Source organism: Corynebacterium sp. HMSC078A10, from assembly GCF_001811565.1.
In the GTDB taxonomy this organism is placed as follows: domain Bacteria; phylum Actinomycetota; class Actinomycetes; order Mycobacteriales; family Mycobacteriaceae; genus Corynebacterium; species Corynebacterium hesseae.
The window spans coordinates 13,193-39,650 of sequence record NZ_KV805204.1 but is presented as its reverse complement, the minus strand read 5'-3'; the positions used below and the strand labels follow the sequence as shown (position 1 = coordinate 39,650).

Annotated in this window: 20 protein-coding genes; 13 read left to right on the top strand and 7 right to left on the bottom strand. The window is 62.2% G+C overall.

Going from position 1 to position 26,458, the window contains the following annotated elements; translation table 11 throughout:
* Window positions 1-32 precede the first annotated feature (32 nt).
* Window positions 33-527, bottom strand: a complete 495-nt coding sequence (locus HMPREF2808_RS05910; protein ID WP_070624206.1) for an LppP/LprE family lipoprotein — start codon at window positions 525-527, stop codon at window positions 33-35.
* 111 nt (window positions 528-638) lie between these two features.
* On the opposite strand from HMPREF2808_RS05910, the gene HMPREF2808_RS05905 reads away from it, so the two are divergent.
* Complete coding sequence (locus tag HMPREF2808_RS05905; protein WP_070624204.1) at window positions 639-1,217, top strand: nucleosidase; 579 nt, start codon at window positions 639-641, stop codon at window positions 1,215-1,217.
* A gap of 123 nt (window positions 1,218-1,340) precedes the next feature.
* On the opposite strand, the gene HMPREF2808_RS05900 is transcribed toward HMPREF2808_RS05905, so the two are convergent.
* The 3 genes from HMPREF2808_RS05900 to HMPREF2808_RS05890 all read right to left on the bottom strand — a co-directional run bounded on the left by HMPREF2808_RS05900 (window position 1,341) and on the right by HMPREF2808_RS05890 (window position 7,612).
* Window positions 1,341-2,615, bottom strand: a complete 1,275-nt coding sequence (locus HMPREF2808_RS05900) for an AI-2E family transporter (protein ID WP_210386956.1) — start codon at window positions 2,613-2,615, stop codon at window positions 1,341-1,343.
* Window positions 2,616-2,650: 35 nt separating this feature from the next.
* The gene (locus HMPREF2808_RS05895) at window positions 2,651-6,097 is read right to left on the bottom strand and encodes a bifunctional proline dehydrogenase/L-glutamate gamma-semialdehyde dehydrogenase (protein WP_070624202.1); all 3,447 of its coding nucleotides are present in this window, start codon (window positions 6,095-6,097) and stop codon (window positions 2,651-2,653) included.
* 402 nt (window positions 6,098-6,499) lie between these two features.
* Window positions 6,500-7,612: an ABC transporter substrate-binding protein gene (locus HMPREF2808_RS05890; protein WP_070624200.1), complete on the bottom strand. Its 1,113-nt coding sequence runs from the start codon at window positions 7,610-7,612 to the stop codon at window positions 6,500-6,502.
* Between the two features lie 161 nt (window positions 7,613-7,773).
* Here HMPREF2808_RS05890 and HMPREF2808_RS05885 point away from each other — a divergent pair, with 161 nt between their 5' ends.
* The 8 genes from HMPREF2808_RS05885 to HMPREF2808_RS05850 all read left to right on the top strand — a co-directional run bounded on the left by HMPREF2808_RS05885 (window position 7,774) and on the right by HMPREF2808_RS05850 (window position 16,879).
* Window positions 7,774-8,703, top strand: a complete 930-nt coding sequence (locus HMPREF2808_RS05885) for a FecCD family ABC transporter permease (RefSeq protein WP_246818523.1) — start codon at window positions 7,774-7,776, stop codon at window positions 8,701-8,703.
* Between the two features lie 2 nt (window positions 8,704-8,705).
* Window positions 8,706-9,707, top strand: coding sequence for a FecCD family ABC transporter permease (locus tag HMPREF2808_RS05880; RefSeq protein WP_246818521.1), 1,002 nt, complete (start codon window positions 8,706-8,708; stop codon window positions 9,705-9,707).
* Between the two features lie 58 nt (window positions 9,708-9,765).
* Window positions 9,766-10,506, top strand: a complete 741-nt coding sequence (locus HMPREF2808_RS05875; RefSeq protein WP_256388854.1) for an ABC transporter ATP-binding protein — start codon at window positions 9,766-9,768, stop codon at window positions 10,504-10,506.
* Between the two features lie 229 nt (window positions 10,507-10,735).
* Window positions 10,736-12,580 carry a molecular chaperone DnaK gene (gene dnaK, locus HMPREF2808_RS05870; protein ID WP_070624196.1) on the top strand — a complete coding sequence of 615 codons (1,845 nt, stop codon included), beginning with the start codon at window positions 10,736-10,738 and terminating at the stop codon, window positions 12,578-12,580.
* 3 nt (window positions 12,581-12,583) lie between these two features.
* Window positions 12,584-13,264, top strand: coding sequence for a nucleotide exchange factor GrpE (gene grpE / locus HMPREF2808_RS05865; protein ID WP_070532063.1), 681 nt, complete (start codon window positions 12,584-12,586; stop codon window positions 13,262-13,264).
* A 133-nt stretch (window positions 13,265-13,397) separates the two neighbouring features.
* A complete protein-coding gene (dnaJ, locus tag HMPREF2808_RS05860; protein WP_070624194.1) occupies window positions 13,398-14,603 on the top strand; it encodes a molecular chaperone DnaJ in 1,206 nt (401 codons plus the stop codon).
* 13 nt (window positions 14,604-14,616) lie between these two features.
* Window positions 14,617-15,039, top strand: a complete 423-nt coding sequence (locus HMPREF2808_RS05855; protein ID WP_070523924.1) for a heat shock protein transcriptional repressor HspR — start codon at window positions 14,617-14,619, stop codon at window positions 15,037-15,039.
* Window positions 15,040-15,358: 319 nt separating this feature from the next.
* Window positions 15,359-16,879, top strand: coding sequence for an acetaldehyde dehydrogenase ExaC (locus HMPREF2808_RS05850; RefSeq protein WP_070532076.1), 1,521 nt, complete (start codon window positions 15,359-15,361; stop codon window positions 16,877-16,879).
* A gap of 27 nt (window positions 16,880-16,906) precedes the next feature.
* Here HMPREF2808_RS05850 and HMPREF2808_RS05845 read toward each other — a convergent pair whose 3' ends face one another.
* Window positions 16,907-17,980, bottom strand: coding sequence for an alpha/beta hydrolase (locus tag HMPREF2808_RS05845; protein ID WP_246818519.1), 1,074 nt, complete (start codon window positions 17,978-17,980; stop codon window positions 16,907-16,909).
* 74 nt (window positions 17,981-18,054) lie between these two features.
* Entirely contained in the window at window positions 18,055-18,315 is a 261-nt protein-coding gene (locus HMPREF2808_RS05840; RefSeq protein ID WP_070624191.1) for a hypothetical protein, read from the bottom strand.
* A gap of 102 nt (window positions 18,316-18,417) precedes the next feature.
* Here HMPREF2808_RS05840 and HMPREF2808_RS05835 point away from each other — a divergent pair, with 102 nt between their 5' ends.
* The gene (locus tag HMPREF2808_RS05835; protein WP_070624189.1) at window positions 18,418-19,227 is read left to right on the top strand and encodes a carbon-nitrogen hydrolase family protein; all 810 of its coding nucleotides are present in this window, start codon (window positions 18,418-18,420) and stop codon (window positions 19,225-19,227) included.
* Window positions 19,228-19,231: 4 nt separating this feature from the next.
* Here the strand turns inward: HMPREF2808_RS05835 and HMPREF2808_RS05830 are convergent, their stop codons facing one another.
* The gene (locus HMPREF2808_RS05830) at window positions 19,232-20,431 is read right to left on the bottom strand and encodes an FAD-binding oxidoreductase (RefSeq protein WP_070624187.1); all 1,200 of its coding nucleotides are present in this window, start codon (window positions 20,429-20,431) and stop codon (window positions 19,232-19,234) included.
* A 168-nt stretch (window positions 20,432-20,599) separates the two neighbouring features.
* Between HMPREF2808_RS05830 and HMPREF2808_RS05825 the strand changes: the two genes are divergently transcribed.
* The 3 genes from HMPREF2808_RS05825 (at window position 20,600) to clpB (ending at window position 26,403) form a co-directional block, all read left to right on the top strand.
* Window positions 20,600-21,970: a sodium/glutamate symporter gene (locus tag HMPREF2808_RS05825; RefSeq protein ID WP_070523626.1), complete on the top strand. Its 1,371-nt coding sequence runs from the start codon at window positions 20,600-20,602 to the stop codon at window positions 21,968-21,970.
* A 204-nt stretch (window positions 21,971-22,174) separates the two neighbouring features.
* Complete coding sequence (locus HMPREF2808_RS05820) at window positions 22,175-23,569, top strand: TetR/AcrR family transcriptional regulator (protein WP_070624185.1); 1,395 nt, start codon at window positions 22,175-22,177, stop codon at window positions 23,567-23,569.
* Window positions 23,570-23,841: 272 nt separating this feature from the next.
* Window positions 23,842-26,403 carry an ATP-dependent chaperone ClpB gene (gene clpB, locus HMPREF2808_RS05815; RefSeq protein WP_070624183.1) on the top strand — a complete coding sequence of 854 codons (2,562 nt, stop codon included), beginning with the start codon at window positions 23,842-23,844 and terminating at the stop codon, window positions 26,401-26,403.
* Window positions 26,404-26,458: the final 55 nt, after the last annotated feature.

The following is a 26,458-nucleotide window of genomic DNA, read 5'->3' as shown; positions in this document are numbered from 1 at the left end:
CGCCTCGTGTGAGGCGCACGATTGGTTTTATCTTAGCGAGGAGGAACGTCACCGCTCATGACGACTTTGTTATGGGCGGCGTCCCAGCGGAAGTTCGCTTCCGTGGTGCCCGTCGGAGCGGCATTGGCGTCGTCTTCTTGCGGCCAGTGGTAGGTCACGGAAATCTCACTGCCATTGACTTGCTCGACGCTGGGGAAGAAGGCGTAGGGCTCGGCGGTGGCGGTGCCGATGTACTCGCCGTAGTGGAAGAGCATGATGTGGTGCGGCGAGGAGGCCGTTGCGCCTTCGACGGAAATGGTCTGCCAACTCAGCTCCGCGCACGGATCGAAGTGGGCGGAATCAACCAGTGCCCATTCATGTCCATTCCACTGGGGAACTTGAGCGATGTTGTCGGCGAATGCGGCGTGGGCATTGCCAGCCTCGCAGACTTCGGCGACGGGGCTAGCCTGAACCTCTTCTGGGCTGCTGCATGCAATGAGGGGGAAGCAAAGTAGTGCGGCTCCGGCGAAAACTCGTGGTGTGAACATTGTGTTCTCCTTTCTGAGGTCTCGGTGTGGTTCCAGACCCTACAAAGGCCGCAGAGACCCCGGCCAGAGTTACGGAGAGCATTCCTCGGGTCAGCGGGTAGTCTCTCAGGCATGGAGAATCTGTCTGGTCGTACACTGTTCGTCGCCGCCGTGGATGCCGAAGCCACGCATGTTCCTGAGGGAGCGCCGCTGCTCATCACGGGTATTGGTACGGTTCCCGCCGCCATCGAGCTGACAACGGTGCTGGCGTCGGCAGAGGTGTTGCCGGAGCGTGTCATCAACATCGGTACTGCGGGCGCGCTTCGCGACGATCTCTCAGGCGTCTTCGAGATCTCCCACGTACGCAAGTACGACTTTCACCTGGAGGTGCTCAGCGATGTCTCCCGCTATCTGCTCCCGGAGGTCATCGAGCTAGAGACCTCCGGTAAGCTGCCGACCGCCACGCTTGCCACGGGTGACGCCTTTATTTCGGATACCCCGACCCGCACGCGCCTTGCCCAGGATTCTGCGCTGTGCGATATGGAGGGCTACGCCATCGCTGCGGTGTGCCGAAAGTTTGGTGTGCCGTGCACGCTTCTCAAGCAGGTTTCGGACACCGCTAACGAAGAATCCTATGGCTCGTGGGCCTCGGTGCTCGACCGCGCGGCGGAGGAGTTGGCCGCCGCCTTCGGCACGGTGTCCGCGGATTAGACCCCACATACGGAAAGTGCCCTAGTTGCCAAAACCATCGCTCCCGCCGCGGGTGGTGGGGGAGAAGTTTGGCAACTAGGGCAGTTGCACGGCCAGGGCTAGAGCCATGCACCGGTTGTGTGGCTAGCGGGCGCCGCTGGCCTCTAGGTTCTCGTAGAGCTCCATGACGTCCTCATGGCCCTCCGCCGTGGAAATCTTAATGTTTTTAGCTTCGATTTCGCCGGCACGCAGGCTGGCCATCTCCTGGTGGTAGCGGAAGACCACGGCAATGGTGGCAGCCACCGGCACAGCCAGGAAGGCGCCGATGATGCCGGCCAAGGCGGAGCCGACCGTGACGGAGAGCAGCACCATTGCCGCGTGCAGGCCCATGGCCTTGGATTGCAGCATCGGCTGGAGGACGTTGCCCTCCACCTGCTGGACGATGATGATGAGAGCCAAGGCGAGCAAGGCCTTCGTCAGCCCATCGGAGACCAGCGCGATGATGACGGCCAAAGCGCCCGCAGTGACAGCGCCAATGACCGGGATGAAGCTGGCGAAGAACGTAACTACGCCGATGACAAGGGCCAGCGGTACCTGGAGAACCCAGAGGCCGAGGCCGATGAGGATGCCGTCGACGGCCGCGACGGCTGCTTGCGCCTGAATGAAGCCAGATAACGTGTTCCACACGCGAGTCAGCAGCTCGGTGGCGTGCCAGCCGGCGGAGTAGCCGGTGTAGGTGCGCAGCCACGGCAGGAATTTATCGCCGTCCTTGAGGATGAAGAAGGCTACGAAGAGCATGATGGCGAGCGCCATGGCGATGGAGCTGGCCATCGATACACCGGAAATCACCCCGGTGGCGATGTTGGAAGCTTGGCCCTTGACGAAGGCGATGGCATCATCGAGGACTTCCTGGACCTTCGCCGCATCAATCTCAAAGGGCAGGTCCTTGGCCATATCGACGAGCTTGTTTAAGCCGCCTTCGGCCTGACTAACCAGGGAAGCACCCTGGGAGGACACCACCGGGGCCATCGCCGCGAACACGCCGCCGATGATGGCCAAGAATCCCAACAGCGTGGTGATGGAGGCCAGCGCACGGGGGAACTTGTGCGCGCGCAGCCAGTTGGTCACGGGGAAAAGCACCGTGCACACCAGGATGGCCAGGATGACCGGCAACAGGCCAACCCAGATGAACTTCAACAGGTAGCCGGCCAGGCCGACGCCCGCGACCACGATGATGAAAATCAAGCACACCTTGGCCAAGGAGATGGCATCGCGCCCGAGGACGCGAGACTTGTCATCGGTCTTCGACACCGGGAGGGTAGCTTCTTCATTAATGGGCTCCGCGGCGGCAGAAGCCGCCGCGCCAGAGGCCGTGGAGGACGTGCCCGAGCGGGCACCGTCATCATTGTTGTTTGTCATGCGCTCCATCTTCTCATATGAGCGCAGAAAACGAACTATGCGCGGATGCTGCTTACCTGGCGGATGATGCCGAAGCGGTGCATCGTCACCGAGACCGCCTGCTCGAGGAGGAAGGGAAGGAGCTCACGGCGGCCATCGGCCAGCACCGGCTGGTCCAGGACCACGGAGTTGGATTCCACCGCGGCCTCAAAGACGCCTGGCTCGACAGAACCCACGGTTCGAATGCGCGCGGATTCCAAGCCGGAAACCTCGCGGGCGAAGGCGCTTGCCTCCACGGCATCGATGTCAAAGCCCAGCTCGCGCAGCTCCGCGGCCTTCTCCGGCGCGGCGCTGAAGCGCACGGGTGAGCCGGTGCGGGTGGCGGCGAGGGCGAGGCGGGAGACGTCGCGAAGCGCGGCATCAGTGCCAATGCGCACCTGGAGCGGGGTGAGCACCGGGCGGTAGCGGAAGACATTGGCCTCACAGACCAGGCCGGCGCGGTCGTGCTTGCGGCCGAATTCCTGCTGCCAAGCCAGTTCATCGAGCTCTGCCGCGCGCCACAGCCAAGCGGTGTCCTCTTCCGAGAGCTCCAGCTTGCCAAAGGCACGCAGCTGGGCTGCCACCGGCTGCGAGATGTCCACGTCGAAGGGGCGCAGCGGACCCTCGGACCAGGTGCCGAACTGGGTCACGTAGTTCGGGCCGCCTGCCTTGGCGCCCGGGCCCATGACGGACTTCTTCCAGCCGCCGAAGGACTGGCGCTGCACAATCGCGCCCGTGATGCCGCGGTTGACGTAGGCGTTGCCCACCTCGACGCGCTCGAGCCAGTAATCGATTTCGTCGTTATCCAGCGTGTGGATGCCGCCGGTCAGGCCGTAGCCGGTGGAGTTCTGCCACTCGATGGCCTCATCCAGGGTCTCCGCATGCATGATGCCAAGAACCGGGCCGAAGCACTCGTTGACGTGGAACCAGGAACCTGGGCGCACGTTATCGCGGATACCCGGCGACCACAGGGTGCCCTCCTCGTTGAGCTTCTCCGGCTTCACCAGCCACTTCTCGCCCGGCTCCAGCTGGGTGAGGCCGCGCAGCAGCTTCTCACCCGGGGCTTCGGCCAGGCCGTTCATCGTCGTGGTGATCTCATAGCCGGGGCCGGGGATGAGGGTCTTGACGGCGTCGACAAGCTGCGAGCGCAGGCGCTGCGACTCGCCAGCCGCGCCGACGAAGATGACCAGGGAGGATGCGGAGCACTTCTGGCCAGAGTGGCCGAAGGCCGAGAGGTAGAGGTCCTGAATGGCCAAGTCCGGGTCCGCGGACGGGGTGATGATGAGCGCGTTCTTGCCAGAGGTCTCCGCCATGATGTTGAGCTCCGGCTTCCAGGAACGGAAGAGCTTGCCGGTATCGGAAGCACCGGTGAGGATGACGGCGTCGACATCGTCGTGGGAGATCAGCGCGCGGCCGGCCTCACCCTCATCGGTGAAGACGAGCTGGACCAGATCCGGGTCGAGGCCCTGTGCCTCCAAACCAGCGCGGAAGGCTTCCACGACGAGCTTCGCGCAGTGCACGACCTGCGGCGCGGGCTTGATGATGACGGCGGAACCCGCGGCGAGCGCTGCCGCAATGCCGCCGGTGGGGATGGCCACCGGGAAGTTCCACGGCGGGGTCACCACGGTCACGCGGTGGGGCGTGAACTCGGCGGCGTAGCTCTCCAGCAAGCGCGCGGACTGCGCGTAGTAGGTGCAGAAATCGATGGCCTCGGAGATTTCCGGGTCGGTCTGCGTGACGGTCTTGTTGGCCTCGTAGGCGGCGACGGAGATGAACTCGCCGCGGCGGTTGGCCAGCTCATCAGCCACGGCCTCGAGCGCGCGGGCGCGGTCCTCGGCAGGGCGCGCGCCCCACTCGGCGCCGAGCTCGGCGGCGCGGGCCACGTGCTTGTCGACGACCCCCGCATCCGTCACCTCATCCACGCCGTGCTCACCCGGGTCGGTGGACAGGGCCTTGAGCGCCCACTCGCGGTTGGCCTCCAGGGCTGGGTCGGTGTCCGGCTCGTTGGCGAAGCGCCCGGTGCGCGGTGCCTGGCGGCCGGCTGCCTGCTCGGCCTCCTCCAGGCGGTTCTGGGTGCGGCGCGGGCCGGCGAAGGTATCCCAGCGCTGCTCGACGGCCTGGCGGAAGACCTCCTCTTGGTCCTTCAGTGCTTGTTCCTCCGGGGCGAAGAGGGCGTAGAGGAAGTTCTGCGGTGCGGAGTTCTCCTCCAAACGGCGCACCAGGTAGGAGACGGCGACGTCGAAGTCCTCCGCGTGCACCACCGGGGTGTAGAGGATCTGGCGGCCTTCGAAGGCCTCGCGCACCGCGGCCTGCTGGGCGGGGGACATGCCCTGGAGCATCTCGGAATCCATCATGCGCATGACACCGCGCTTGGTGCCCAGCTTGTAGGCAAAGGCCGCGGTATAGAGGTTGTGGGTGGCCACGCCGATGCGCACGCAGTCAGCGAATTCGGGGCGCAGGATGTAATCGAGCAGGCGGTAGTAGTTGGCGTCCACCTCATCCTTGGTGGAATAGGGAGCCGCCGGCCAGCCGTGGATTTCACCCTGGACGTGCTCCATGGAGAGGTTTGCGCCCTTGACGATGCGAATCTTGATGTGGGATCCACCCTCGGCCACGCGCTGCTTGGCGAATTCTGCCAGGTGCGCCAAGGCGTCGAAAGTATCCGGCAGGTAGGCCTGCAGGACGATGCCGGCCTCGAGGTTGGTGAACTCCGGCTCGCTGAGCAGTTCGGTGAACAGGCGCACGGTGAGGTGGAGGTCGTGGTATTCCTCCATGTCCAGGTTGATGAAGACCTTATCGGGGCGGCGCGCGGAGGCCTCATAGAGCGGGCGCAGGCGTTCCTTGAGGCGAACCAAGGAACCCTCGATATCCCACGGGTTGAGCTGGGCCACCATGGAGGAGGCCTTGACGGACACGTAGGTCACGCGCGGGTTATTGATGAGCTTGAGGGTGCGCTCAGCGCGGGAGCGCGCTTCGTCGTCGCCCAGCACGGCCTCACCGAGAAGGTTGAGGTTGAGCTGCTCGCCGGACTCGGCGGCCTTGTCCAAGGTCTTGTTGAGGGCGTCGCTCTCGGCGTCGAGGACCAGGTGGCCGACCATCTGGCGCATGCGCATGCGGGCCAGCGGCATGACCAGGTTGGGCAGGATGGGCCCGAAGAAACCGCCCAGGCCCACCAGCGAACCGTTGATGAGACCGAGGAAGGACGCGTCATAGGTGGTGGTGACGGACTTCAGCGCGTGTGCGGCTACCTTGTCATCCTCGGGGCGCATGACGCGGTCCACGAAGTCCATGGTGAAGGCCACCCCGTCCGGGTTGCGCAATAAGTCTGCGAGCTGTTCTGTGGCCGGATCCTGCTCGTCGGCGGTGGAGGCGAGCCAGGAGTGGGCCTGGGCCGCGGCGTCGGCGATCAGCGCGGCGTCAATGTCGGTGGATTCGGGAACGGGGGTGTGAGCATCGTTAGTCATGGATTACAACCTTTATGGGTCTCAAGGCACACTGGTGCGGCCTTGCGGGAAGCGGAAATTGCAGACTTTTTAGTCCAGCACGTGCGCACACTCTGCGCCGTGCCGTTCAGTCTGTGTGAAAAAGAGGTGCTTATTTAACGCTGGCGTACACAACCGGTGGCCGGTCGGAAGAACGACGCTGCCTAATGAAGTGAGCATTCATGTGCGACCACCCTTCTTGTGTGTGGGGAGCAGCCAGGCAATGGCCTGGCCTGATTAGCGAGAAATCGGTGACCTTGATATGGTCCGTCGCACAGAAATCGTAGACGTGTAACCCATCTCGCTTACATGAAAGCTAGCCCCTTAAGTTGGGGTGAGTCAATCCCACAGGTGTTGTTTTGAGGGGAGGGTGCTACCCCCGTTTTAGTGGCTGAGATAGTCCGCGAGATCTGACGCGATCTTCTGTGCGCCCAGAGGCCCCAAGCCGAGTGCCCACGTATCGTCGCTGACCTCGATGGCATGGCCGTCTTTGGCCGCAGGAAGCTGTTGGAACGCCGCGGTAGAAATGGCGGTGTCTTGGCCGGTGGCGGAGGGATCTCCGTAGCTGCAGTAGAAGATGTAGTCGGCGTCCGCTTGGTCAATGTTCTCCGGCGAGATTTCCGTAGCGAGCTCTTCGATGTCCTGGTTGGCGGGGCGGGCGAGGCCGGCGTCATCAAGCACCGTTCCAATGAGTGAAAGGCGCCCGTAGAGGCGTACCTTGCCCGGCATGAAACGCAGAATGGTGACGGTGGTGTCTTCGCTCGTTGGTCCGTCCTCAATGACCTTCTTTACTTCTTCGATTTTCTTGTCATAGTCGGCCATGACTTGCTCGGTACGCTCCTCTTCTCCGAGGGCTTCGCCGATGAGTCGGAAGTTTTCTTTCCAGGTGTATCCAGGGCGGATCGAGAAAACGGTAGGTGCGATGGAATTGAGCTGGTCATAGTACTTATCCATGCGCAGCTGCGAGCCGATGATGAGGTCGGGGTTGAGTGAAGCAATCTTTTCCATATTGACTTCGTTGATCGTGCCTACCGTTTCGATGTCACTTGCTTTGTCGGTCATGTAATCGGGGACGGGATTCTGGCCCTTGGACGTGGTCATGCCGACTGGCTTCATGCCGAGTGCTAGGACGGAATCGAGTTCGCCGCTTTCTAGAACAACCACCCGTTGTGGCTTTTCTTTGAGTTCGGTCGTTCCGCGTGCATGCGTGACCGTGCGTGGGAATTGACCAGGGGCTGCATCGCTGCCAAAGCTTTGGCTTTTCTCTCCCGCCCCGGCAAAGCCTTCGCCTCCGGTGGCCACGGAGTCATTTCCCGAGGCTGAATTGGAGTTTCCTGATTCTTTCCCGGACGGTGAGGGCGCAGGGCTAGAAGCGTCAGCGTTTGAGTTGGTGTTTTCGAGGCTGGCGCAGCCGGTGAGCGCTAGCGCTGCGGTAAGACCAACAGCAGTGAGGCGGAGGAGAGGGGTGCGGGGTGCGATTTTCTTTCGAATGTTCATAAAAGGTAGCCTAACCTAAATTAGGTCGAGCTAAGGAAACGTGAGCATATGAAGGTATTTGGGTGGTGTCGGTGATTGAGCAGGGGTTGCGCGCCGGAAAGAGAAATACCCGGCGTCTTGGTTGGGTAGTAGTTGCTGGCCTTGCCATTCTCTGTATCGGCGTGGCGCTGTCACTGGCGTTGGGCGCGCGTAGCATTCCCTTCAGCGACGTGTTGGCCGCCCTTCGGGGACAGCCTGGTATAGCTTCCTCGATCGTGTGGGAGAGGAGGCTTCCCCGTACACTCGTTGCCGTTTGTGCGGGCTGTGCATTGGCTCTCGCTGGCGCAGTTCTGCAGATTATGACGCGCAACCCTTTGGCAGATACCGGAGTTTTCGGGATTAACGTAGGCGCCAGCTTGGCCGCGGCCATTGCTCTGGGCTGGTGGGGGTGGCAATCACCTTTTGCGTTTTCGCTCGCAGCCATCATCGGTGCGGCAGTGACCATGCTGCTGGTCACCGCGGTAGGGCGTGGCAGAGCGGGCGATGTTGATCCGCTGAGACTGATTCTTGCAGGCGTAGCCATCGGGGCGGTATGTGAGGGCCTGTCCTCCGCGCTGATCCTGATAGATCCTCACGCCTTTGCAAGAATCCGTGCTTGGGTGACGGGCTCCGTTGACGTTGCTTCGTGGACGCCAGTGGTGATTGCCTTCGGCGGACTGGTGGTAGGCGTGGTGCTACTGATTGTCTTTGCTCGCCACTTGCCGCCCCTTGCTCTGGGGGATGACGCTGCGGCGAGTCTCGGCATTAACCTCAAACTGACTCGTTTGGGGCTTGTCGCGGCGGTAACGGTGTTGGCTGCTACCGCCACCGCAGCGGCGGGGGTGATTGTGTTCGTTGGACTAGTTATCCCGCATGTTGTCAGGCTGTGCGGGATATACGAAGAGCGGGCACAGCTTGTCGCCGCTGCCGTGGTGGGGCCTTTGTTTTTATTGGGCGCCGATATTGTGGGCCGCTACCTCACTGCTGCTGAGTTGCCGGCTGGCGTCACGGTGTCGCTCATTGGTGCCCCAGTATTGATTGCGCTGTCCCATCGCGCTGGAAGGAGGCTGTGATTGTGAGCGTGAGAAGTGTTTTGTCCTTTGCAGGCATTGTGATCGTCGCGCTGGCTATTGCTGCCTATTCGCTCTTCTCGCCTGGTGCCGGGCAGGATAGCGCAGCGTTGTGGTCCGTGGCTACGAATCCCAATAGCACTGACTTTGCGGCCACCGTCGTGTGGCAATGGCGTGCTCCGCGGGTGGTTGCCGCGATTGTCGTAGGAATGTGTTTGGGCATCGCGGGCGCCATCTTTCAGATCCTTACTCACAATCCTCTGGGGTCGCCCGACATCATCGGGTTTAATACCGGTGCCTATACCGGTGTCATCGCGGTCTCCTTGGCGGGCTTTAGCTCCGCATTCAACATTGCGCTAGGCGCGTTGGTAGGTGGGGCTATCACTGCGTTACTCATCATGGGGCTTTCATTTGCCGGAAGGCTCACGGGAGCAAGGCTGGTTGTGGTGGGGATTGGAGTGACGTTCTTCCTTTCAGCAATAAACAAGTGGTTGATTCTTAGTGGTGAGTTGGAGCAGTCCCTAGGTGCGGCGACTTGGGCTGCTGGAACATTGAATGCTGTGTCCTGGGTGCGAGTTATTCCATTGGGGGTGCTGGGAGGCGCGGCGTGCGCCGCTGGGTTGCTGCTGCGTGGCTGGTGTGACGCGCTTGCCCTGGGGGATAGCACGGCGAGTGCGTTGGGATTGAACGTGAGTCGTGCACGTGTGGTGATGGTTCTGGTTGGCACAGTTCTTGTCGCTGTATCGACGGCGATAGCGGGCCCAATCTCATTTATTGCCCTCGCGGCCCCACATATGGCTCGGTTGCTCTTGCGTCCAGACAGGACGCCGGTGTTGCTCTCTGGAGTCCTCGGTGCACTTTTCTTGCTCGCTGCCGATTTAGCAGGGCAGCGGCTGTTTTTCCCAATTACTCTGCCTGCCGGTCTTATTACGGTCTGCGCCGGTGGCATCTACCTGGCGGGTTTGCTGCTGTGGCAATCCCGATCTGCCGGAATGAAAGGTCAGTAAAGTGAACCAACTAAAAGTGTGTGACGGTGCGCCGAGCGTGCGGGCTGAGGGGGTGAGCATGTCCTATGGGAGGACTGCCCCGTTAATTCTCGACTCGGTGGATGTGTCTTTTCCAGCCGGGAAATTCTCTGCCATTATCGGCCCCAATGGTTGTGGAAAATCCACTTTGGTGAAGGTGCTGGCGCGGTTGGAAACGCCGAACGCGGGCGCGGTGTGTATTGGCGAAGAAGATGCAGCCGCATTCTCTCGGCGTAGCTACGCTCGGCGCGTCGCCGTGATGTCGCAGCAATCCATAGCTCCCGAAGGGATCAATGTCAGGGAACTGGTTGCGCGCGGGCGATTTGCCCACCAAGGATTTATGGGGTGGAGGAGCCAGGAGGACGAGCGTGCCGTTAGTCGTGCGCTAGCAAAGGTGGGCCTTGAACAACTGGAGACGGCCGAGGTAGCGGCGTTGTCTGGCGGTCAGCGTCAGCGTGCTTGGTTGGCCATGGCCCTCGCCCAGGAAACGCCTGTGCTCTTCTTGGATGAGCCAACGAGCGCGCTTGACATCGGATACCAGCATTCCTTCATGCGGCTGATGCGGCAGCTGGCAGGAAGCAAAACCCTTATTGCGGTCATTCATGATTTGGCGCATGTATTGCGCTATGCGGATCACGTCGTGGCGATGAAAGATGGAACGGTGCGGGACGCGGGCGTGCCGCGCGAGGTCATCACCCCTGCCCTTATTGAGGAACTCTATGGGCTGTCAGTCCGCGTTGTAGATGTGGACGGTGAGCCGGCAATCGTCCCTGTGGGGTGAGTCTCCGCCAAACCGGGTTTGTTTTCCCAGCGTGTTGGCGATAAATAAAAAAGTTGAGTCGATCGGGAACAACTTTGAGTTTGCCTGCGTTGTGTAGGTTGAGTGACCAGCGCTCAGGTTTGGATGACTTTGAGTGTCGCTTCTGTTAGAGTCGCTGACTGGACGCGGCAGAAGTTGAGTCGCGCACTATCAACTTAAAACAAACCCCAACACGCAAGGAGAAAAGATTATGGGACGCGCAGTAGGAATTGACCTTGGTACCACCAACTCGGTTGTATCCGTGCTGGAAGGTGGCGAGGCAACCGTTATCGCTAACTCCGAGGGTTCCCGCACTACCCCGTCCGTCGTGGCTTTTGCCAAGAACGGCGAAATTCTCGTCGGCCAGTCCGCCAAGAACCAGGCGGTCACCAACGTTGACCGCACCATCCGCTCCGTGAAGCGCCACATCGGCACCGACTGGACCATCGATATCGATGACAAGAAGTACACCCCGCAGGAGATTTCGGCCCGCACGCTCATGAAGCTGAAGCGCGACGCCGAGGCTTACCTGGGTGAGGACGTTACCGACGCCGTCATTACCGTCCCGGCTTACTTCGAGGATTCCCAGCGCCAGGCCACCAAGGAGGCCGGCCAGATTGCAGGCCTGAACGTCCTGCGTATCGTTAATGAGCCGACTGCCGCCGCGCTGGCTTATGGTCTGGAGAAGGGCGAGCAGGAGCAGACCATCCTGGTTTTCGACCTCGGTGGCGGTACCTTCGACGTCTCCTTGCTGGAGATCGGTGACGGCGTTGTTGAGGTCATGGCTACCGCTGGTGACAACCAGCTCGGCGGTGACGACTGGGACCAGCGCATCGTCGACTGGCTCGTCGATAAGTTCAAGGCTTCCCAGGGCGTTGACCTGACCAAGGATAAGCGCGCTGTCCAGCGTCTGCGTGAGGCTGCTGAGAAGGCCAAGATTGAGCTGTCCTCCTCCCAGTCCGCCAACATCAACCTGCCGTACATCACGGTGGACTCCGAGAAGAACCCGCTCTTCTTGGATGAGACCCTGTCCCGCACCGAGTTTCAGAAGATCACCCAGGACCTGCTGGACCGCACCAAGGAGCCGTTCAACCAGGTCATCAAGGATGCTGGCCTGTCCCTGTCCCAGGTTGACCACGTGGTCCTCGTCGGTGGTTCCACCCGTATGCCGGCCGTGTCCGACCTGGTCAAGGAGATGACCGGCAAGGACCCGAACAAGGGCGTTAACCCGGATGAGGTCGTGGCAGTCGGCGCTGCTCTCCAGGCTGGCGTGCTGCGCGGTGAGGTTAAGGACGTGCTGCTTCTCGACGTCACCCCGCTCTCCCTCGGCATCGAGACCAAGGGTGGCGTGATGACCAAGCTCATCGAGCGCAACACCACCATCCCGACTAAGAAGTCCGAGACCTTCACCACGGCTGATGACAACCAGCCTTCCGTGCAGATTCAGGTCTACCAGGGCGAGCGCGAGATGGCTTCCGCCAACAAGCTGCTCGGCTCCTTCGAGCTCGGCGGCATTGCCCCGGCACCGCGTGGCGTGCCGCAGATCGAGGTCACCTTCGACATCGACGCCAACGGCATCGTCTCCGTCTCCGCTAAGGACAAGGCCACCGGCAAGGAGAACACCATCAAGATTCAGGATGGTTCCGGCCTGTCCCAGGAGGAGATCGACCGCATGGTCAAGGACGCCGAGGCACACGCTGAAGAAGACAAGAAGCGCCGCGAGGAGCAGGAGACCCGCAACCAGGCCGAGTCCACCTCCTACCAGACCCGCAAGTTCATGGATGAGAACTCCGACAAGCTGCCGGAGGACCTCAAGACCCGCGTGACCGAGGCTGCCGATGCCGTCGATGAGGCGCTGAAGGGCGATGACATCGAGGCGATTAAGTCGGCCGTCGAGAAGCTCGGCACCGAGTCCCAGGAGCTGGGCAAGGCCCTGTACGAGGCACAGGCTGCTGAGGCGGGCGCCGAGGGTGCCGCTGCTGGCGACGCCGCTGGTGACCCGAACGTCGTCGACGCCGAGGTTGTCGACGAGGACGACGAGAACAAGGAGAAGTAAACCATGACCTCCCCTCAGGACCCGGGCAACCCGGCCAATACCGACCCTGAGGCAACCTCCGCTGAGGCTGCGGAGGCTGCCGCCGCCGAGGCCGCTTCTGCCGACGGCGCCGTGGATGACGCCACGGCGAACACCGCTGAGGCAGAGGCCGCGGTAGAGGACGCCGCCCGCGACATCACCGATGAAGCGGCCGCGGGTGAGGAGACCGTTGCGGAAAACTCCTTGGAAGCTCAGCTCGCTGAGCGCACCGAGGACCTGCAGCGCCTCAACGCGGAGTACACCAACTACCGCCGCCGCACCGAGCGCGACCGCCAGGCCGTGATCGAGACCACCAAGGCCAAGGTCTTGGCAGACTTCCTGCCAATCCTTGATGACATGGAGCTCGCTCGCCAGCACGGTGACCTCAACGAGGGCCCGCTCAAGGCCATCGCGGACAAGCTCACGGGCGTGCTGACCAAGAACCAGCTGACCCCGTTCGGCGCCGAGGGCGATGCCTTCGACCCCGAGGTGCATGAAGCGGTCCAGGACTTGTCCACCGGTGACGAGCAGGTCATCGGCACGGTTCTGCGCCGCGGCTACACGGTGGGGGAGCGCGTTGTGCGCACCGCCATGGTGATTATCGCCGACCCTGCAGAGTCAGCCGATACCGCTGAGAGTCCGGATAGCTCGGACAACGCAGAATAGGTATTGCAGGTGGCGTCAGGGCTCAATGTTCCTTGGCGCCACTCTTCTTTTCTCTACTTAGTTAGCTTTTTACTTAGCAAAAAATCTTAAAACCCAACCATGAATCGACTCTCCTGAAAGGAGGAGATGCCCAGTGAACGCTAAGCCAGAATGGGCAGACAAGGATTATTACGCGGATCTGGGGGTCTCCTCATCCGCTACCGCCGAAGAGATTAAGCACGCTTACCGCAAGCTGGCCCGCCAGAACCACCCCGATGCCAACCCGGATAACCCCGCGGCGGCGGAGAAATTCAAGCAGGTGGCTGAGGCCTATGACGTGCTCTCAGATAAAGCGACCCGCAAGGACTATGACCAGTTCAAGGCCATGATGCGCGGCGGTGGCTTTGGACGGAGAGGAGGCGCCGGGTTTCCCGGCGGGTTTCGATCCACGCACATGGGTGGACCGGGTGCGCAAGAATTCGACATCTCGGACATCTTCGGAGGATCCGCTCGAGGAGCGTCTCAAGGCGGCGGTCTTGGGGATATCTTCGGTGGCGTTTTCAACCGCGGCGGTGGTGCTGGCCACACAGCTCGGCCGTCGCGGGGGGCCGACGTCGAAACGCAAATAACCCTCGACTTCCGCGAGGCGGCGAAGGGAACCACCATTCCGCTGCAGCTCAGCGGCGAAGCTCCCTGCACCACGTGCCATGGCTCCGGTTCAAAGAGCGGCAAGCTGACGACGTGCTCGACGTGCGATGGCACCGGTTTCACCTCTGAGCAGCGCGGTACCTTCGGTTTCTCGGCGCCGTGCACGGATTGCGATGGCACCGGCCAGCGCGCCGAGGACCCGTGCGCGGATTGCTCCGGTTCCGGAACGGTGCACCGCACCCGCTCCATCACGGTGCGCATCCCCGCAGGCGTGATCGATGGCCAGAAGGTACGCCTTGCTGGTCAGGGTGAAGCTGGCCCGAATGGCACGCCGTCCGGTGACCTCTTCGTGGCGGTCACGGTAAAGCCCGACAAGGTCTTCACCCGGGAGGGCGATGACCTGCACGTCACCGTCCCCGTCTCCTTCGCGGAACTGGCCTTGGGGGACACCATTACGGTGCCGACCCTCGATTCGCCCGTGCGCGTGAAGGTACCGGCGGGCACTCCCGACGGCCGCACGTTGCGCGTGAAGGGCCGCGGTGTGGCCAAGCGCGGCGGCAAGGCCGGTGACCTCATGGTGACCGTACAAGTTACCGTGCCCTCCACCCTGGATGCCGCTGCCTCCTCGGCGCTGCGCAATTATGCGCAGGCGGAGAAGGACTCCGGCTTCGACCCGCGTGCCGGCTGGGCCGGCAACACGGTAGCCCGCTAGGAGGAGGTGCGTGATGAGCAAAGACAGGATGAACCGAAGTGATGCGGCGCAGCCCAAGGCGATGTACGTCATCTCCGTGGCTGCGGAACTGTCTGGCATGCATGCTCAAACCCTGCGCACGTATGACCGGATGGGGTTGGTCTCCCCGGCCCGCACCTCCGGCGGGGGCCGCCGCTATTCCGAGAGCGACATCGAGCTTTTGCGCAAGATTCAGACGCTCTCGCAGGATGATGGCGTGAACTTGGCCGGCATCAAATCCATCATCGAGCTGACCGCGGAGCGCGACCGCCTCGCCGCCGAGCGTGATGAGTTGCAGGCCGAAGTTGAGCGCTTGCGCAGCCAGGTGCGGCCATCGCGCGGCGAGCTGGTCCACGTACCGCGTTCGACATCCGTGGTGATGTGGAAGCCGCGTCGCAACCGACGCCGCGACAGCTAGGCACTTCCCCCTCCCTTTGCGGGAGGGGCTTTTGCTGTTTTGGGGCCCGGCCAACTCTGCTCGGACTGAGGCCGCGTGCTCTTCGCGCGCAAGGTGCCCTTGTTGACAAAGTTCTTGTTCAAAATTGCGCTGGGCCTTCGAACTTTGGCAGCAAGGCGCCTTTAGGCAACGGCCTCAAAGCTTTCCTCATTGAAAACGTGAGTTTGGCAATACTTATCGCTACACTCGCGTCCAGCGTTGTGCTGCCTGCCACTTGTAGATGCGATTGTGTGGGCGGCCACCGTGACGGTACTGAATCCACGAGAAAGGCACTAGGCACATGACTTTGTACGCAAACCCAGGCACCCCTGACGCCATTGTCAACTTCCGCGAGCGCTATGACAACTACATCGGCGGCGAGTGGGTACCGCCGGTCGATGGTGAGTACATGGACAACATCACCCCGGTGACCGGTGAGGTTTTCTGCCAGGTGGCCCGAGGTAAGGAAGCAGACATCAACTTGGCCATCGATGCCGCGGAGAAGGCTTTCGAGACTTTCGGCAAGACCACCCCGGCGGAGCGCGCGCTCCTGCTGCATCGCATCGCGGACCGCATCGAGGAAAACCTGGAGAAGATCGCCGTCGCGGAAACCTGGGAGAACGGCAAGGCTGTGCGCGAGACCCTCGCCGCCGATATCCCGTTGGCTGTTGATCACTTCCGCTACTTCGCCGGCGCCATCCGCGCACAGGAGGGCCGCCTGTCCCAGATCGACCAGGACACCGTGGCTTATCACTTTCACGAGCCGCTGGGTGTGGTGGGGCAGATTATCCCGTGGAACTTCCCGCTGCTGATGGCGGCGTGGAAGATTGCACCGGCGCTGGCCGCAGGTAACACCATCGTGATGAAGCCGGCTGAGCAAACCCCGGCATCGATTCTGCTGCTCATTGAGATTATTGAGGACCTCCTGCCGAAGGGCGTGCTCAACATCGTCAACGGCGTCGGCGAAGAAGCTGGCGTGGCTCTGTCCACCTCGGAGCGCATCGCCAAAATCGCCTTTACCGGCTCCACCCCGGTGGGCAAGATCATCAACAAGGCTGCTGCGGACAAGGTCATCCCCGTCACGCTGGAGCTCGGCGGCAAGTCACCGTCCATCTTCTTCGCGGACATCATGGACAAGGACGATGCCTACCTGGAGAAGTGCGTGGAGGGCTTTGTCATGTTCGCCCTCAACCAAGGCGAGGTCTGCACCTGCCCGTCCCGCGCATTGATCCACGAAGACATCGCGGACAAATTCCTAGAACTGGCGGTGGAGCGCGTAAAGAAAATCAAGATTGGCCACCCGCTCGATACCGAAACGATGATGGGCGCGCAGGCCTCCCAGGAACAGATGGACAAGATCACCGAATACCTTGAGGTGGGCCCGAAGGAGGGTGCGGAAACTCTCGTCGGCGGCCACGTGAACAAGGTGGAGGGCCTGGAAAACGGCTACTACATTGAGCCGACCGTCTTCCGCGGCACCAATGACATGCGCATCTTCCGCGAGGAAATCTTCGGACCGGTGCTCTCCGTGGCCACGTTCAAGGACTTCGAGGAAGCCATTCAGATTGCGAATGACACGAACTTCGGCTTGGGCGCCGGTGTGTGGTCGCGCCACCAGAACACCTGTTACCGCGCCGGGCGGGAAATCCAGGCCGGCCGCGTGTGGGTAAATCACTACCACGTTTACCCGGCGCACAGCGCCTTCGGCGGATACAAAGAGTCCGGCATCGGACGCGAGAACCACCTCATGATGCTGTCCCACTACCAGGAGACGAAGAACATGCTGGTGTCCTACTCTGAGGAGCACGCCGGCCTCTTCTAAAAGGCAGCAACCCCACGTGGCTGCCTACTAATAGCGTTGCGCGATGACGCCCAGACCCCGCAGGAATGCGGGGTCTTTCCAATAGGAGCCATGATCGCCCGGAAGCCCGCTAGCACCTGGCAGGGGTGTTGCACCGAAGGCAGGGGAGGTGGGATCGGGGCCATGGATGCCACCATGCGGACCGGTGGTAATCGTGATGGGATCCTCGGTGTTCCGCGTGCTCCAGATCCTGCCATGCAATTGCGAAGCTCTATCCGCGGAGGCGCCCGGGCTGCCGACGAGCACGACGTCATCCGCAACATAGTCCTGCTGCGCGGCCTTACCTACAACCACCGAGCCATAGGAATAGCCGATGAGGATGTGCTGAGCCCGGGGAAAGCGCTGCCGCAAGGCGCGTTGGAAGCGGCCTAGCTCGGCGGCCCCGCTGCGCGCCGGGTCTTCGTGTGCCGCGCGGGACAATGTGGGCGGGGCGGAGTAGCCAATCCACGCCACCGTAGGCCCATGGGTGGCGCGGGCGATGGCGCGTGCGCGCTCCATCGCAGTGGGCCAGCTTGCTGTATCGGAAGAACCTACCCCGCCCACAAACGTGCTGACCTGGGCGGCGTGTGTGCCGATGTTCTCTGGGTCTACGAGCGCCACCAGCCGCCCATGGCTGGCCTCGAGCACGGTGACATCCGGGTTAGCCGCGACCAGGGAGCGGACCTCCTCGCTGGCCATGGTCAGCTGGAGCTCGTGCAACTCGGTCAGCGAGAGGTCGCCGAAATCCTCCAAACGGCTTGGCGGTTGGGTCAGCTCCGGAGTGCACAGGGCAGTGAGTTGGCGGGCGCAGGCCCAATCGAGGACGTCGGCAAGCGCGTCCAACTGCCCCAGCGCCACGCTGGCGGGTTCAGCAAAAGCGGGGGCCGAAGCCAGCCGCAGTACGCGTGCGCGAAGCTGTTCAATTCTCTCCTGCAGCGGCGCGTAGAGGCCCAGGATGCGCGCGGCAAGGCGCATCTGCTGCATGGGATCCACCAGGCTGTCGCTGGCGCGGCGCAGAGAGCGCCGCGCGGCATCGGCCGCTATGCCGGAAATCGCTAGACCTACCCAATGATGGTGTGACACATCTATATAATGTTCCAGCTCAGATGCGTAGCGTTCCACTTCCAAAGCTTCGAAACGAAGCGTCTCGGACACGCTCATTGCGTTCCTTCCAAACGGGAGGAAAGCTCTGCATCAAGACCGTGGGTTAACCCCATGAAATGGTCAAGTTCCTCCAATTGCGTCCGCCGAGCATTTTCGCTGGCCCGCCGGGCGTCCTCCCACTGGGCGCCGAGGAGGGCAAGGGCGCGGGCGGTGCGGGGAGGATCCTGCAAGGTAGGTAGCGTGGCGGGGCAGGCATGGCCGAAGAGGTAGCGGATCTGCTCGCGGGCAGCCCGGTCAATGTTGAGGTGGTTCATAGCATTGAGACTGCGCCAACTGTCCTATCGCCGTAAAGGGTGGCCACCGCGGATCCCTGAAATCTGTGGATAACTAGTCCGGGCTCGTCTACCGTGGGCCGCATGAAGGTAGCAGCAGTTCAATTGACCAGTACCGGAGACGTTGAGGACAACCTCGCCGCAGCCCTCGATAAGATCCGGGAAGCCGCGGACAACGGCGCGCAGCTTATCGTCCTGCCGGAAGCTACCACCCAGAGCTTCGATTCCGGGCGCCTCGATACGCACGTGGAGGGACTCGACGGCCCCACCGCCACCGCCGTGCGCGCGCTGGCAGAAGAGCTCGGCGTGTACGTGGTGCTGGGAATGTTCGCCCCGGCGGATACCGTCCAGCGGGGTGAGAAGACAATTAACCGCGTGGCCAACGTCGCGCTCATCGCCGGCCCCGGAGTGCTCGGCGGCTACGAAAAGATCCACACTTACGACGCCTTCAAGTACAAGGAATCCGATACCGTTCGGCCCGGCGAATCGCTCGTTGTTTTCGATGCCGGGGAGCTCACCGTGGGTGTCGCCACCTGCTATGACATCCGCTTCCCCGAGCAATTCAAGGAGCTTGCCCGCCAGGGTGCCCAGCTCATCGTCGTGCCCACCAGCTGGGCGGATGGCCCGGGCAAGCTGGAGCAGTGGCGCCTGCTCAGCGCGGCGCGCGCGCTCGATTCCACCACCTATATCTTGGCCGCAGGCCAGGCTCGCCCCGGTGGGGAGGCGAAGGCGGGGGAGGCCTCCGGGCCCACCGGGATTGGACACTCCGTCCTCGTGGCGCCGGATGGCACGCGCCTCGCGGAGGCTGGTTATGAGCCGGAGATCCTCTACGGCGAGGTGGACCCAGACACCGTGACGAAGGTTCGTGAGTCCCTCCCTGTTCTGGAGGCTTAGGCGCCTATGCCCACTGGGATTTCTTCCACGCCGCCCAGGCCTCCCAGTCATGGCCCCAGCCGTCGAGCTCCGCGGCGGAGGCCGCCCACTCGTGCCCACGCTGCCAGCTATCCGTGGTGATTGCCTCCTCCGAAACGCCACCGTCGAGCAGCGCCGCGCGCGCTAGTTCGATGCGATCGGCAGGACCGATGAGCACGAAGCGGCGGTCCGTTCCCGCCGCGAGCACCGGTTCCATCGGTTCATTGGCTACCACTGGGTTGAACCCGGCGGCCAGCGGCCGTGCTCCGAGCAGCCAGGGATCCTGCGAATCCCGAACGATGTGCCGCAGAGTGAGCTCCGGAACCAGGGCCTGCAGGTTGGCCTGAAACTCCGTGTCATAGTGCTCGCCCGGCGAGGGGGCCACGGCATAGACCTCGAGCCCGGAGGGGAGGGTGCTCCCCAGGGCGTCGAGAAGCAGTGCCCGGGCGCCTGCCCACCCGGTGCCGAAGGAGATGAGAGTGGTCTCGGAATCGAGCTGCGGTGGCTCACCGGCGGGCATGCCCAGCGTCCACCAATCGCCCGGCTGGGCCTTCGCCAGCATGGAGGAGGCCTCACCCGCCAGCGCGAGGTGGAATGTCAGCTGCCCTGAATCATCGGAAGGCGCTGCCGGGGTCAGGGGGCGCCAGGTGCCGGGCGTGAGCTGCGAGGTCACCGGTACGTGCTGGCCCGCGCGGTAGTCCAGCGCCATGCCGGATTCCAGCCGGACCACAGCGGTGTTCCGGTTAGGCTTGTCCACCGCCACGACCTGGGCGCTGTGAGCAGGGGGAGTGCCGGCGGCATCCGCCTCCTGGGCGGCGCTGCGCATGATTGAACACACGCTGGAAATGGTGCGCGTTGCCACGTCGTGCTGGTGCGGCGTCAGTCCCAGCACCGTAAGCCCCTGCACCAGGGAATCCTCGAATTTGGGATACACCTCAGGGGGGAAACCGTGGCGGCGATGATCACGCCCCATCTGCGCTAGGCGCTTGGCGACGTCCCCCCGAACCCCACCGTCCTCCACATTTTCCAGCACCCATGCGAGGGCGGGGGCCAGTGAGGGGTGCGTGTCTTTCATCGACAGAGCAAAGACTTGGCGGGATTCGGCCACGGTGGCAAAAAAGTGCCTGTGTACTGCATCGCGATAGTCCTCGGCATGGTTGCGCAGGTGCTCACCCAGTTCCCTCATGCCCGCCCATCCTAGCGCCTGGGGGTAGCGCCAAAACCCCCTAGGGTTATACGTCAGGGGTGGCAAAGCGGGGAGGGAGTTGTAGTGTAATCTACGGTTCATTTCCCGAAAGTGGGTGAGTCTCGTCTCAAGGATGCCGCGATGCGCGGCATGGAAGGAAGATCTCGCATGGAAGATTTCTCTGCGTACACAATCATGACCGACGTGGGCTGGATTTCCTTGCTCATGGTTATCGGCAACGTTTTGCGCCACCAGATCAAGTTCGTATTCCAGGACTTGCTGCTGCCTGCCCCCATCACCGCGGGCCTGCTCGGCTTGATCTTGGGGCCCAATGTCTTGGGCTGGATCGGTTTTTCCGAGAACCTCGGTGATTACACCTCACTGCTCATCGCCGTGGTCTTCGCTTCCATGGCCTTCTCCATGGAGATGGGCGGCAACATGGGCAAGGGCGCTCGCAACATGTGGGGCTATTCCACCATGATGTTCACCGGCCAGTGGGGCCTGTTCATCATCCTTGGCCTCTTGCTGTTTAAGCCTACTTTCGACACGCCCGACTGGTTCGGCATGATGCTGCCCGTTGGCTTTACCGGCGGTTTCGGTACCGCCGCGGCCGTCGGCGGTGCCTTGGAGGGCGTGGGCGCTGAGGCAGCCTCCTCGCTGGGCTTTACCTCCGCTACCGTGGGTACCTTGGCCGCCATCGTCGGCGGCATCATTGCGGGTAACTGGGGCATCCGCAAGGGCAAGGTTTCACACGTTCCGAAGCAGCTCCCGGAGGAGCTGCGCCGCGGTTACATCTCGCGCCTGGAGGATCGCCCCTCGCTGGGCCGCGCGACGACGAACCCTTCCGCCATCGAGCCCATCACCCTCCACGTTGGCTTCATCGCCCTGACCGTGATGACCGCCTACGGCATTAACAAGGGCATCGCCTCCATCTGGGAGAACGTCTCCATCCCGTTGTTTGCCATGTCCATGGTCGTGGGCCTGCTCTTCCGCGCCGTGATGAACATGGTGGGTGCTAAGGACTACCTGGATAAGGACACGGTGAGCTCGGTCTCCGGTGCGGCGACTGACTACCTCATTGCCTTTGGTGTGGCGGCCATCGTGCCGGCAGCTGTCGCGGCCTACTGGCAGGCCCTCCTGCTGCTCTTCGTTCTGGGCACCATCTACTGCATCTTCTTCCTGATGTGGTTCCCCGCCGAGTTCTTCGGTGAGCGCTGGATTGAGCGCGGCATCTTCGGTTGGGGCTGGGCCACGGCCACCGTGGCCACCGGTATTGCGATCCTCAAGATCGTGGACCCCAAGCTCAAGTCCGGCACGCTGTCGGAGTACGGCATGGCCTACATCGGCTTCGGCCCCTTCGAGATTTCCTGGACCATCATCGCGCCGCTGTCCGTCATGTACGGCTTCACCGCTGGCTTTGGCTGGATCTCCCTGGGCATCGCGGTGGTCATCTACCTCGTGTTCAAATTCACCGGAATGATGCCGCCGCGCGGCACCATCTTCAAGGAAGGCATCGGGCACGTCGGCTCATCGAAGTAGACGCTAAAGCCCTTCGCGCGCAATCCCCCAGGCCGTGGCCTGGGGGATTGTTTTATTGGTAAGGGTGTGACTTGACTGAAAGGGAGCTTGTTGAACACATTGCTCTTTAACTGAAGATAGGGGTAAAGTTAAGAAGTTATTAGCGTGGCGCTCGCCCAGCGTCTACCTTTCTTCCTCTATGTGAGCGCAAACTTAGGATGCCGGATGCATTTTCTTTATGAAGACTCACTTCGTGAGCGTGTACTCGAGTCTGCGCTTCATATCGGAGCTGCGGAAGGAGATGAGGCCATCACCGTCGAATCCGTGGCCAAGCTGGCGGAGCTTAGCGCTACTCAGGTGCTTGCGGAGTTTCCTGACCGCGAGGCCATCGTGCGGGCGATCCCCGAATATGTGACTGACCGCAAGGTCAAGTTTCTTGAGGAAACGCTCGATGCGGACCCAGGCTACGCCGATCTTTTTACCAAACTGACAACTTTTACTGAGGCCTATTACGAGTACGCCGAGCGTGAGCCGGAGCTGTTCCGCTACCTCTTTGAAAAGAAGGCCTATGTCTTCGAGGACGAATGGCAGGCTCTCTTAGAAGGAAATTTGACCTATAACCGGACCTTGGACCTGATCTACGAAAGCATTGCGCTCATCGCGACGGAGGAAAAACTCCAGGTTGGAAGCGATGTGTGTTTCGAATCGGTGGCAAAGTTCAGCGTTGCTACCTTGGCCACTGTTCATGGCATGGCGCACCTCAGCGTTCTCGGCGTACTGCGGCACCAGCACTCGGTGGTGCGGCGCTTCAACCTGCGCGAGGTATGCAAGGCGCTCATCGGAACGCTGTTCAAGGCGGCGGAGTCGCTAGAAATGCCGAGCCTGCGCAATCCGATGCAGGATTACCGTGCGATGCTCGCCGGTTTTGTTCCGGACCGCGATCCAGCTCTCGATATCTCTGCGATTGAGGATTTACAGAAGCTTCCTGCGGAACGCGCGCGCATGGCCGTCATGGAACTCGCCATCCAGCTGGCGGCGCGCGACGGGCTGAAGGCAGTGACCATCGAGAACGTGGCCGAGTACTTCGGCGTCTCCGATGTGTTCATTGCTTCGTTGGTGGACAATGACTTCGTGCTGCGTGAATCCGTGGAGCAGGAAACCGACTGTGAGCTTGAAGCCCGCAGCCTCTACCTCCTGGAGCAGCTGCCGGAGGATGCATTGGCCGTCGACAAGCTCCTGTGCGTAGCGGTGGCCTATTTTGACTACGCGGTGACGTACCCCGAACGCTATAGTGCCTGCATCGCGGCTGCTTCTGGTTCCGTGGTTCCGCTGAGTGCGGATGGCGAGGAGCAGACCAAGATGGGTGTGTCCTTCGCATTGTTGATGCGTTTTGCCCGTGAAGCGCTGCGGGAGGCCGGGTACGAACCGGAGGATCGCCTGGTTTATATCAAGAACTTCACCCTGTGGGCCGGTGCTGACGGCATGTGCCACCTGGCTTCTATGGGTGAGTTCCGTGGTATCGACCTCGAGGAAAAGTGGTCCATCTATTACTTTGTGACGGGCGTGGTCCTAGCAACCTTTGCCTACGATCTTCCCGGCAAGCAGCCGCAGGCTATCTAGCCCGTTTAATCGTAGATAAACACCGGCTCTTCCGTTCTGCTGAATCCAGCAGGCGGAGGGGCCGGTTTTCTTGTGTCCACGGTGTGACATAATCAGCGGAAAAGGGAAACTTGAGTGTATATCGATCAACCTGGCGTAGACGCGGAAATTTAAAAAAGTTCTAGTTGAGTGGAACAGACTCAAGTTCTGCGGCGTTATATACAGTGAAGCTTCCTTCGCCACTGTTGCCGCAGGAAGGTTTGGACAAACAGTAGAAACGGAGAAACACAACAATGAGTTCTTTTAACCCCACCACTAAAACTCAGGAGGCCCTGCAGCAAGCGCTGCAGACGGCCTCCGCCAACGGTAACCCGGACATCCGCCCGGCACACCTCTTAGCAGCCATCCTCGCGCAGCAGGACGGCATCGCCGCCCCGGTGCTCAAGGCCACCGGTGTGGATCCGGAGACGGTGCTCAAAGAGGCGCGCCAGCTTATCGACGCCCTCCCAAAGGCCGAGGGCGCCAACATGGCGAACCCGAACTTTAACCGCGACGCCCTCAACGTCCTCACCCGTGCCCAGGAGCTGGCCGGCGAGCTCGGTGATGAGTTCGTCTCCACCGAGGTTCTGCTCGCAGCTATTGCGGGCTCCAAGTCGGATGCCGCCGAGCTGCTGACCTCCCGCGGTGCCACCTATGACGCGCTCAAGGGCGCTTTCCCCTCCGTGCGCGGCGCGGCCAAGGTGACTTCGGAGAACCCCGAGGAGCAGTTCCAGGCACTGGAGAAGTACGCCACTGACTTAACCGCCCGCGCCCGCGAGGGAAAGATCGACCCGGTCATCGGCCGCGATCAGGAAATCCGTCGCGTCGTGCAGGTGCTTAGCCGTCGCACGAAGAATAACCCGGTGCTCATCGGTGAGCCCGGCGTGGGTAAGACCGCCATCGTGGAGGGCCTGGCCCGCCGCATCGTGGCGGGTGACGTCCCGGAATCCCTCAAGGGCAAGACCCTGCTGAGCCTGGACCTTGGCTCCATGGTCGCCGGCGCGAAGTACCGCGGCGAGTTCGAGGAGCGCCTCAAGGCCGTGCTCGATGAGATTAAGGCTTCCGATGGGCAGATCATCACCTTCATCGATGAGCTGCACACCATTGTCGGCGCCGGTGCCACCGGTGAAGGCTCCATGGATGCCGGCAACATGATTAAGCCCATGCTGGCCCGCGGCGAGCTCCGCCTGGTCGGTGCTACCACCCTCGACGAGTACCGCAAGTACATCGAGAAGGATGCCGCCCTGGAGCGCCGCTTCCAGCAGGTCTACGCCGCTGAGCCTTCCGTGGAGGACACCATCGGTATCCTCCGTGGCCTCAAGGAGCGCTACGAGGTGCACCACGGCGTGCGCATTCAGGACTCAGCCCTGGTCTCTGCCGCGGAGCTCTCGCACCGCTACATCACCAACCGCTTCCTGCCGGATAAGGCCATCGACTTGGTCGATGAGGCCGGCTCTCGCCTGCGCATGGAGATTGACTCCTCCCCGCAGGAGATCGATGAGCTGGAGCGTATCGTCCGCCGCCTCGAGATTGAGGAGCTGGCTCTAAAAAAGGAATCGGACGCCGCCTCGAAGGACCGCCTGGCAGCCCTTCAGCAGGAGTTGGCGGATGAGCGTGAGAAGCTCGGCGAGCTCAAGGCCCGCTGGGCCAATGAGAAGAAGGCCATCGATGATGTGCAGACCATCAAGGAACAGCTGGAGGATCTGCGCCGCCAGGCCGAGATTGCGGAGCGCGATGGTGACCTAGCCCTGGCCTCCGAGATCAATTACGGCAAGATGCCGCCGCTGGAGAAGGACCTGGCTGCGGCCGAGGAGAAGGCGCAGCAGCAGCACAACACCATGCTCACTGAGGAGGTCACTCCGGATACCATCGCGGAGGTCGTCTCCGCTTGGACCGGCATCCCGGCCGGCAAGATGCTGCAGGGTGAGACCGAGAAGCTGCTCAACATGGAGTCCGTGTTGGGTGAGCGCGTGGTGGGCCAGAAGGAGGCCGTCACCGCGGTGTCCGACGCCGTTCGTCGCGCGCGTGCCGGTGTGGCTGACCCCAACCGCCCGACCGGTTCCTTCCTCTTCCTCGGCCCGACCGGCGTGGGTAAGACGGAGCTGGCGAAGGCTTTGGCGGACTTCCTCTTCGACGATGAATCCGCCATGGTCCGCATCGACATGTCCGAGTTCGGTGAGAAGCACTCCGTGGCCCGCCTCGTCGGTGCCCCTCCGGGATACGTGGGCTACGACGCCGGCGGTCAGCTCACGGAGGCGGTGCGACGCCGCCCGTACACGCTGGTGCTTTTCGACGAAGTCGAGAAGGCCCACCCGGACGTCTTCGACGTGCTGCTCCAGGTGCTCGATGAAGGCCGCCTGACCGATGGCCAGGGTCGTACCGTGGACTTCCGCAACACGGTCATCATCCTGACCTCGAACCTGGGTGCCGGCGGCACCAAGGAAGAGGTCATGGAGGCGGTCAAGCGCAGCTTCAAGCCGGAATTCATCAACCGCCTCGATGATGTCGTGATGTTTGAGCCGCTGACTTCGGATCTGCTCACCGGCATCGTGGACATTCAGCTCAAGGGCTTGGCCGAGCGCCTGTCCGGCCGCCGCCTGACGCTGAACGTGTCCGACGCCGCCAAGCTGTGGCTGGCGGAGCGCGGCTATGACCCGGCCTACGGTGCCCGCCCGCTGCGCCGCCTGATCCAGCAGGCCATCGGTGACCAGCTCGCCAAGAAGCTCTTGGCGGGTGACATCGTGGACGGCGATACCGTGCACGTTGACGTTGCCGACGGCGGCGAGCACCTCGACCTAGCTGCCCGCACCGCCTAAGGCGCCGCCTAAACCGGTGAGCACGATAAGTGCTCACCGCGCTCACCGGTCGCCA

Excerpts from the sequence above, each read along its gene's own strand:
- HMPREF2808_RS05910 (WP_070624206.1), bottom strand. The coding sequence starts at position 527 with ATGTTCACACCACGAGTTTTCGCCGGAGCCGCACTACTTTGCTTCCCC.
- HMPREF2808_RS05905 (WP_070624204.1), top strand. The coding sequence starts at position 639 with ATGGAGAATCTGTCTGGTCGTACACTGTTCGTCGCCGCCGTGGATGCC.
- HMPREF2808_RS05900 (WP_210386956.1), bottom strand. The coding sequence starts at position 2,615 with ATGACAAACAACAATGATGACGGTGCCCGCTCGGGCACGTCCTCCACG.
- HMPREF2808_RS05895 (WP_070624202.1), bottom strand. The coding sequence starts at position 6,097 with ATGACTAACGATGCTCACACCCCCGTTCCCGAATCCACCGACATTGAC.
- HMPREF2808_RS05890 (WP_070624200.1), bottom strand. The coding sequence starts at position 7,612 with ATGAACATTCGAAAGAAAATCGCACCCCGCACCCCTCTCCTCCGCCTC.
- HMPREF2808_RS05875 (WP_256388854.1), top strand. The coding sequence starts at position 9,766 with ATGTCCTATGGGAGGACTGCCCCGTTAATTCTCGACTCGGTGGATGTG.
- dnaK (WP_070624196.1), top strand. The coding sequence starts at position 10,736 with ATGGGACGCGCAGTAGGAATTGACCTTGGTACCACCAACTCGGTTGTA.
- grpE (WP_070532063.1), top strand. The coding sequence starts at position 12,584 with ATGACCTCCCCTCAGGACCCGGGCAACCCGGCCAATACCGACCCTGAG.
- HMPREF2808_RS05855 (WP_070523924.1), top strand. The coding sequence starts at position 14,617 with ATGAGCAAAGACAGGATGAACCGAAGTGATGCGGCGCAGCCCAAGGCG.
- HMPREF2808_RS05850 (WP_070532076.1), top strand. The coding sequence starts at position 15,359 with ATGACTTTGTACGCAAACCCAGGCACCCCTGACGCCATTGTCAACTTC.
- HMPREF2808_RS05840 (WP_070624191.1), bottom strand. The coding sequence starts at position 18,315 with ATGAACCACCTCAACATTGACCGGGCTGCCCGCGAGCAGATCCGCTAC.
- HMPREF2808_RS05835 (WP_070624189.1), top strand. The coding sequence starts at position 18,418 with ATGAAGGTAGCAGCAGTTCAATTGACCAGTACCGGAGACGTTGAGGAC.
- HMPREF2808_RS05830 (WP_070624187.1), bottom strand. The coding sequence starts at position 20,431 with ATGAGGGAACTGGGTGAGCACCTGCGCAACCATGCCGAGGACTATCGC.
- HMPREF2808_RS05825 (WP_070523626.1), top strand. The coding sequence starts at position 20,600 with ATGGAAGATTTCTCTGCGTACACAATCATGACCGACGTGGGCTGGATT.
- HMPREF2808_RS05820 (WP_070624185.1), top strand. The coding sequence starts at position 22,175 with ATGCATTTTCTTTATGAAGACTCACTTCGTGAGCGTGTACTCGAGTCT.
- clpB (WP_070624183.1), top strand. The coding sequence starts at position 23,842 with ATGAGTTCTTTTAACCCCACCACTAAAACTCAGGAGGCCCTGCAGCAA.